This is a genomic window from Carnobacterium sp. (assembly GCF_032094055.1).
Taxonomy (GTDB): Bacteria; Bacillota; Bacilli; order Lactobacillales; family Carnobacteriaceae; genus Carnobacterium_A.
Window position 1 is genome coordinate 12,448 of sequence record NZ_DAMDAK010000045.1, and the last position, 8,100, is coordinate 20,547.

The following is an 8,100-nucleotide window of genomic DNA, read 5'->3' on the forward strand; positions in this document are numbered from 1 at the left end:
CATAGTCATGTAATGAACGATCTTCCAGCTTTAAATCAGCAATATGCTATGAATGTTGCTGAAACTGCAAGCACCTTTGCAGAGCTTATTGTTGCAGACGCCACCGTAAAAGACGCCAAATCAAAAGAAGAAAAAATCGGTCTGCTTGATACAAAAATCCAAAATGCTTTGGCTATGTTCTTGAATATCCATGCCCGCTTTATTTTTGAATCAAAATTCTATGAAGAACGTCAGATGGGCGTAGTAACAGATGAACGGTTATCTGAATTGATGGTAACAGCTCAAAAAGAAGCTTACCAAAACTCTTTAAATTCTTACCACCCGCATTTTTGGGCTAGTAAGCTTCATTTCTTTATTGCAGATGTGCCTTTTTACAATTTCCCTTATACATTTGGCTATCTTTTCAGTTTAGGAATTTATGCTCAATCACTAGAAAACAGTAAAGGCTTTGAAGATCGGTACATCGCCTTATTACGGGATACAGCTTCAATGACTACAGAAGATTTAGCTAAGAAGCATTTGGATGCTGATTTAACAAAACCTGATTTTTGGACAGCTGGTATCAAAATCATGGGAAATGATATTAAAACTTTCCTAGAATTAACTGAAGAATACCTTTAAAAGATAACAGACCGGCAACTATGAAAGATAAAGTTGCCGGTCTACTATCTTTTTTTATATTCTGGACATTAAACACGAACACACAGCTTTCCTGTTCTTTTGCAAAAAAAAATAGGAGCTCAAAAGCTCCCATTTTTTTATTATTTTATTTTGATGCCGATAACTTTTGACTTACAACAAAACTAATCACATTTAATTGTCTTAACTTTCAACTAAATTAACATTACTTTCATTGCTATTTCGCTGGTTTCAAATTCCTCATGACTTTTATGACAATAATGAGCAGCAAAATAACTCCTGCAGTAAAAATCAAATCTGGTAACATACGAGCCCATAGTAATTCATAAACAGGCGTTGCTTTATAAAAAGAGGTTTGACGTGCATGCCAATATCCAAAATCTAATGCATCTTTTAATTGCAAATAACCAACGGGAAGCAAAGTGATTGAAACCATTCCTGCTAAGCCAATATTTAATAACCAGCTAGACCAAGTAATCATTTTTTCCATTTTCTTATCCCATATTTTTTTTTCGAAATGTTGCGTAATGCATAAAGCATAATAGCAATTGAGAACATACCATAAACCCCAGCCATAGAAGCATGTGCATGAGCAGATGTCCATTGCGTTCCGTGTTCAAAATAGTTAATTGCAGGAGCGTTGATCAAAAATCCTAATGCCCCTGCACCAATTGCATTCCATATACCCGTTGCTGCAAGGAAATTAAACGTCCCTTTATATGGAAATTCTTTTCCACTATCTCGCATAATTCTATAATGAGTATATGCATCCCAGATAAGTAAGCAAAGAGGGACGACTTCTAAAGCTGAAAAACAAGCTCCGAGTGCTAACCATATAGAATGGTCGCCTTCCCAGAAATAATGATGTCCCATTCCTACTACACCTGCACCTAACAATAAAATCAATTGGAAATAAAGCATACGAACAGTTGACCGAACAGTTGTCAATTTCATACTTACCATTAAGTAGCCAATTAAAATAACTGCAAATGACTCAAAAATTCCTTCTACCCATAAATGAACGATCCACCAGCGCCAGTAATCGGCAAATGTAATATGAGAATCTGGAACAATAAATAAAGAAGCTAAATAGAAAGCAGGAATTGCTATTGAACCAAATAATAACAATGTGATCAATACTTTCTTGTCATCTTTTTTATGTGATTTTATCCGAGGAATAAATCCACGAAGTAAAATAACGACCCAAAGTACCATTCCAAGAATGAATAAAATCTGCCAGAATTTACCTAATTCAAGATATTCCCAGCCAAAATGACCAACAAGCCACCATTTGTCATTAATAACATTTAAAATTGATCCCCACTCACCTAACATACTACCGCCGATAACGAAAATAAGAGCCCAAAAAAGAAGATCGACTAGTTTGCTTTGATGTTTAGGTTCTTTTCCTAACACACGAGGCACAATATAAATACCCGTTGCTAACCATGCAGTTGCTATCCAAAAAATGGCGAGCTGCAAATGCCATGTTTTTGCAATATTAAATGGAAATAATCGTTCAATTGGCAACCCAAAAAATCCATTTTCTATATAGTAGTGAGACATTAATTCTCCAAGCATAATCTGAAGCAAGAGCATTAACACTACGATCAAAAAGAACTTACCTGTTTTACGTTGACTAGAAGTAATAGGCAAATCTGCGTTTACATCAGGCACATTATTTCCGCTATAGGCTTGATCCATTTCAAAATGATAACGACGCTGTACATATAATATTGCAGCTACTCCTATAACTAAAACAGCCACACTGATAGCTGTCCAAACCATTGCTTCTGATGTCATAACATTTCCTGCATCCATATCGTATGGCCAGTTATTTGTATAACTATAAATCATACCTGGACGATTTGTTGAAGATACCCATGCACTCCAGAAAAAGAAATTGGTTAAGTGATCAATTTTATTTCCGTCTGTCATATAATCAGAAGTTTTTATTTGGTCGATCATATTTTCAGGAAGACCTGCTTCTTTAGGGTTATTAATAAACATTTCTCGATAATATTCTTTTAAATAATCAACCCCGTAAACTTGGGCATCTGTTAACACTAGGGTATCTGTTTTTTTAACATAGCGATTCTCTCGTATTTCGTTTTTTACTTTTTCTTTGATACCGCCTAATTCCGTGTCTGATAAGTCCTCATATTCTTTTCCATATAATTTTTCTCCGTAGTACTGATCCATTCCTTTTAAATAGATATGCAGACTTTGCGCTGTATAATCTGGTCCTAAATAAGAGCCATTTCCCAGAATCGTTCCGTAATCTGCTAATCCGTATTTTTCAAATACTGCCTGTCCACTTATCAATTCGTTTTTTGTCATGACTACAGTGCCATCTTCTGAGACCATTTTAGTAGGACGAGGCGCTTCATTTTTAAAAATTAAAATTCCTCCTGCAATCAATATTGAGAAAACGACAGCAAGTACCCCTATCAATATTTTAGTTAACCTTCTAAAAGGATGTTTTTCCACCATTACTTTTTTTCCTCCTCCAATGAATCTAACCTTTAAGTCTCGGCAGAACTTTTAAACTAATGCATTTCTAGTCTAATTATATAAATTAGGCTGTTTTTACTTTGTTTCAGTTAAAGCACAATCAAAACCTTACATAGCATAGTCCTATTTATTTTTTAAAAAATTGATTTAAATCAATTTTTTTATTTCTTTTTAAGAAATGAATCAAGTTCTCAATCTGGAAAAACGCTTACTTTTCTTCAATCAAAGAAATAAAAGGCAAGTTCATTTTAATTTTAATTTTATTTTTTCGGCTTCTTTATTTTAGTAACTATTAAAAACATCACGTGAATCATTTACCACATCATTCAAAAAAACGAGCAGTTTAGTTCATATGATACGTTGATTGCTTTATTATGATAGTCCGCCTATATCTCAAAAACGATTCGCTCATAAAAAAAAAGAAGCCGAATGGCTTCTTTTTTCACTAGTTCATATTTATCTGTTAGTATTCATTTTATTCGATACTCTATTTTAGTAACGTCCAAATCCAACAACTTTATTAGCCCACCATCCAGAAGTATAAGAGGTATATGCTACGCCTGTACTGCTTTGTGATCCGATGAACCCGCCGCCACCAGTAACGATGCCCACATGGTCAACAGTTGAACCGCCTAGTGAGAAGAACACTAAGTCTCCTGGTTGAGGATTAGAAACATGAGTCGATGCACTATATTGTGCAGATGCTACACGTGGAATTGAAACTCCAACGTTGTTAAAGACGTATTGCGTAAATCCAGAACAGTCAAATCCGCCTGATAGCGATGTTCCGCCCCATAAATAAGGTTTGCCTGCAGCTAAAGCAGCATTGATCGCTGGTTGCATCGCTGATAACGATGTTCCGCCAGATGACGGAGCTGGAGCTGGCGTCGGAGCTGGTTTTTTAGCCGGTGTTGAGTCTGCAGCTGGTTTGCTGGCTGCTGGCTTAGTTGAACTGTTTGAACTGCTTGTGCTTGAACTGTTTGAACTTGACGTGTTGTTATTTGCTGTTTGATTTGTTTCACTTGAGTCGCTGCTTGATTGACTTGCTTGGCTAGTTGATGCAGCTGGTGTTGCTGCTGCCGCTGTTTCTGTATTATTTTGTTCTGAAGAGCTGGTTGCAGATACTGATTCATTTGCTGCTTCACTTTCTGTCTTTTCAGCAGCTTCAGCTTCTTCTGCTTTTTTCTGTTCAAATGCTACTTGTACAGCTTTTTCTGCTGCTTCTTGAGCTGAAGTATATTCAGCTACTGCACTTTCTGCTGCTGCTTTTTGTGCTAAAAAGGCATCTTTATCTTCTTGAGCTGTAGCCATTTCAGAAGCTAATTGAGAAACAATTACTTCTTTTTCTAATAACTGTTGTTCAAGTGAAGTTTGTGCATCTTCCAATTGTGCAGCTAAAGCATTTTGCTGTACAATCGTTTGTTCAGTTTTTGTTTTCTTTTCAACAACTAATTTTTGGTCTGCTACTTGTTCTTCAACAAGTGTTTTATTGGCATTAACCATTTGACTGACTACATCTACGCGTCCCAGTACATCTACTAACGACTCTGCTTCGATAATAAATTCTATGTAGTTCTGTGTGTCACCATTTGTTTGAACTGTCCGAGCTTGTTGATCCAATTGTTCATTACGTTGCTCAATCTTTTCTTCTAACGTTGTGATTTCAGATTGCAATGAATCCATTTCTTTTTGAGATTTTTGAATATCTGCAACTAGTTTTTGAGATTTTTCTTTGTTCACACGGATAGTGTTATTGATGCTTTCCAATTGTCCTTGTGTATTGTCTTTTTCTGATGCTAACCCTTTTATTTTTTGATCAGTTTCATCTATGTTTTTTTGGTTTTGATTTGCATTTTGTTTGGCTTCTTCAATTTTATCAGTATACGATTCGGCACTTGCTGTTGTTGGTAAAATAAGAGAACTAAAAGTCATTGTTCCTAAAATAGCAATTGAAAGTAATTTTTTATTCACTAATATTTCTCCTCCAAAAATTTATTTTCATTTCTTTAAATAAATTTAATAGTCTGTTCACAAGAACTAGTATAGCATGAACAGCACGTCAATAAGATTTCTTTTAGGTTACAGTTAAGTGTCAAATAAGAAAATTTATCACTTAATTGAACAGTGTCTGCCCATCTATTTAAATCGGCAAGCTGATTCATGATCATTGATCAACCCCGCTGCTTGCAGAAATGCATAACAAGTCACGGGGCCAATGAAAGAAAAACCTTTCTTTTTCATATCTTTTGCTATTTTTTCTGATAAAGCTGTTTTTACTGGTGTCTTTTCTCCTTCTTCGTACACGTTAACAATCGTTTGATGACCTACAAAAGACCAGAGATAATAGTCAAAAGAGCCATATTCTTTTTGAACAGCCAAAAAAGCTGCTGCATTTTTAGGTATAGAGTACATTTTCAACTTATTTCGAACCAAGCCAGGATTCAGCAATAATTCTTCAATCTTAGTCTGATCGTAATATTGAATTTTCACAGGATCGAACTCTTCTAAAGCTGCTCGATAATTTTCTCTTTTTGCTAAAATAGTAGACCAGCTTAAGCCAGCTTGCATGGTTTCAAGAATTAGGAGTTCAAACAACGCTGCATCTTCATGATGCGGTTTTCCCCATTCTTGGTCATGATACTGCTTATCCAAATCTGTCTTTGCCCAAGCACAGCGCTCCATCGTCTCCATCCTTTCAAATTTCATTTTATCGTTATTGGATTATAAACAGCTTGACAGTTTATTTTACCGGTATCCGCTTAAAAAGTAAATCCACTGTTTGATTTTTCGTCTTGCTTTCTTAAAATAAGATAGTGTATAATATAGTGTCAGATAGTTTGTCTATCTATAATGTAAAGTAAGATATTTAGGAGGATTTACAATGTCTAAAGATTACCGTGTATTGCTTTATTACCAATACGTTCCTATTGAAGACCCTGAACAGTTTACAACAGAGCATCTTGCTTTTTGTAAAGAGATTGGTTTAAAAGGAAGAATCTTAGTAGCTGCAGAAGGTATCAATGGCACAGTTTCTGGGACGTTTGAACAAACTCAGCGTTATATGGACGAGATGCATGCCGATGCTCGTTTTGCTGATATGGTATTTAAAATCGACGAAGAAAGCTCAGAAGCTTTTAAAAAAATGCATGTCCGTTATCGTCAGGAATTAGTTGCGTTAAACCTAGAAGATGACATCGATCCAAATGAGATTACAGGTACTTATTTAGATCCTAAAGAATTTCGCGAAGCTATTTTAGATGAAAATACAATTGTTATTGATGCTCGTAATGACTATGAATATGATTTAGGTCATTTTAGAGGAGCTGTTCGCCCTGAAATCCGTACGTTCCGTGAACTTCCACAATGGATCCGAGACAATAAAGAACAGTTTATGGATAAACGAGTCGTTACTTATTGTACTGGCGGAATCCGTTGCGAAAAATTTTCAGGCTGGCTCCTTAAAGAAGGATTCAAAGACGTTGGTCAATTGCATGGCGGAATTGCTACGTATGGTAAAGATCCGGAAGTACAAGGAGAATTATGGGATGGACAAATGTACGTTTTCGACAGTCGTATTAGTGTACCTGTTAACCAAAAAGAACATGTAATAGTTGGACGCGACTGGTTCGACGGTTTACCTTGTGAACGGTACGTTAACTGTGCAAATCCGAGTTGTAACCGTCAAATTCTATCTTCAGAAGAAAATGAACACAAATATTTACGTGGCTGCTGTCATGAGTGTCGTGTTGCTCCTGAGAACTTATATGTTAAGCACCATCATTTGAGTCAAGAAGAAGTAAGCGAGCGCTTAGCGGCTATTGGAGAAAAAATGCCAACAGCTACTCTATAAACAAAAAAAAGCTGAGAACTCAGCTTTTTTTGTTGTCTTTTTTAATTATCCTAAAATCAAGGCATCATCACTTACACGGTCTCCACTGTTTTTATGGAACAACTCCAGCAAATCAGGAACTGTCATATTTTGTTTTTTCTTACCAGAAACATCAACTGCTACTTGACCATTATACAACATGATCAACCGGTTGCCGTATTCAATCGCATTTTCCATGTTATGTGTGATCATCATAGTCGTTAACTGTTCCTCTTTTACAACTTTATCCGTTAACTCAAGTACCATTTTACTTGTTTTTGGATCTAGGGCAGCTGTATGTTCGTCTAATAATAATAGTTTTGGTGTTTGTAATGTGGCCATCAGTAAAGTTAACGCCTGCCTTTGCCCACCGGATAAAAGTCCTACTTCCATTTTCAATCGAGTTTCTAATCCCAAATCCAATTGTTTTAGTCGTTCGCAAAACTCTATGCGCTGCTTTTCTTTAACTCCAAGTGACAGCCCACGCTTTTTCCCACGATTATATGCAACTGCTAAATTCTCTTCAATACTTAACCTTGTAGCTGTTCCCATTTTAGGGTCTTGGAAGACACGCCCAATATTTTTAGCTCGTTCTGCTGTTTTTTGATGCGTTACATCTTCGCCATCTAGAAAAATGTGACCAGATTCAACAAAAAAGCTTCCAGCAATACTGTTTAATAGTGTTGATTTCCCAGCACCATTTCCTCCAATAATCGTAACAAATTCGCCTTCTTCAATAGTTAGATTCAAGCCTTTTAATACATGATTTTCATTAATTGTTCCCATCTCAAAACTTTTATGGATATTTTTAATTTGTAAAATAGCTGTCACCTTAATTCACTCCTTTCTTCCATCTATTTTTGAACTGCATCGGAGCTTTTTTTCTTTTCTTTTTCAATAAGGGGGTTGAAAGCGCAATGGCTAGGATTAAAGCTGAAAACAGCTTAATATCTTGGGGATCAACACCCAATTGTAAAACTAAATCAATAATCAAGCGGTAAACTATCGACCCAATTACAATTGTTCCTAAACGTTTAACAAAAGACAAATTACGGAAAAGAACTTCTCCAATAATAACT

At 35.8% G+C, this 8,100-nt stretch carries 7 protein-coding genes and 1 pseudogene; 2 read left to right on the forward strand and 6 right to left on the reverse strand.

Annotated elements, in window-relative coordinates; genetic code table 11:
* Positions 1–621, forward strand: a 621-nt coding sequence (locus RT405_RS08170; protein ID WP_313469031.1) for a M3 family metallopeptidase, incomplete at its 5' end; no start/stop codon positions are given.
* A gap of 235 nt (positions 622–856) precedes the next feature.
* Here RT405_RS08170 and RT405_RS08175 read toward each other — a convergent pair.
* From RT405_RS08175 to RT405_RS08190, 4 genes are all read right to left on the reverse strand, one after another.
* On the reverse strand, positions 857–1,129 hold the full coding sequence (locus RT405_RS08175) for a hypothetical protein (protein ID WP_313469032.1): 273 nt from the start codon (positions 1,127–1,129) through the stop codon (positions 857–859).
* On the reverse strand, positions 1,117–3,132 hold the full coding sequence (locus RT405_RS08180) for a cbb3-type cytochrome c oxidase subunit I (protein WP_313469033.1): 2,016 nt from the start codon (positions 3,130–3,132) through the stop codon (positions 1,117–1,119). The genes RT405_RS08175 and RT405_RS08180 overlap by 13 nt, the downstream gene beginning before the upstream one ends.
* Positions 3,133–3,645: 513 nt before the next feature.
* Entirely contained in the window at positions 3,646–5,124 is a 1,479-nt protein-coding gene (locus tag RT405_RS08185; RefSeq protein WP_313469034.1) for an NlpC/P60 family protein, read from the reverse strand.
* Positions 5,125–5,289: 165 nt separating this feature from the next.
* Positions 5,290–5,835 carry a DNA-3-methyladenine glycosylase I gene (locus RT405_RS08190; RefSeq protein WP_313469035.1) on the reverse strand — a complete coding sequence of 182 codons (546 nt, stop codon included), beginning with the start codon at positions 5,833–5,835 and terminating at the stop codon, positions 5,290–5,292.
* 199 nt (positions 5,836–6,034) lie between these two features.
* Between RT405_RS08190 and RT405_RS08195 the strand changes: the two genes are divergently transcribed.
* Positions 6,035–7,003, forward strand: coding sequence for a rhodanese-related sulfurtransferase (locus tag RT405_RS08195; protein ID WP_313469036.1), 969 nt, complete (start codon positions 6,035–6,037; stop codon positions 7,001–7,003).
* Positions 7,004–7,048: 45 nt separating this feature from the next.
* Here the strand turns inward: RT405_RS08195 and RT405_RS08200 are convergent, their stop codons facing one another.
* Both RT405_RS08200 and RT405_RS08205 read right to left on the reverse strand, forming a co-directional pair.
* A complete protein-coding gene (locus tag RT405_RS08200) occupies positions 7,049–7,852 on the reverse strand; it encodes an ABC transporter ATP-binding protein (RefSeq protein ID WP_313469037.1) in 804 nt (267 codons plus the stop codon).
* A gap of 1 nt (position 7,853) precedes the next feature.
* Positions 7,854–8,100: pseudogene (locus RT405_RS08205) on the reverse strand (ABC transporter permease); the annotation flags it as partial.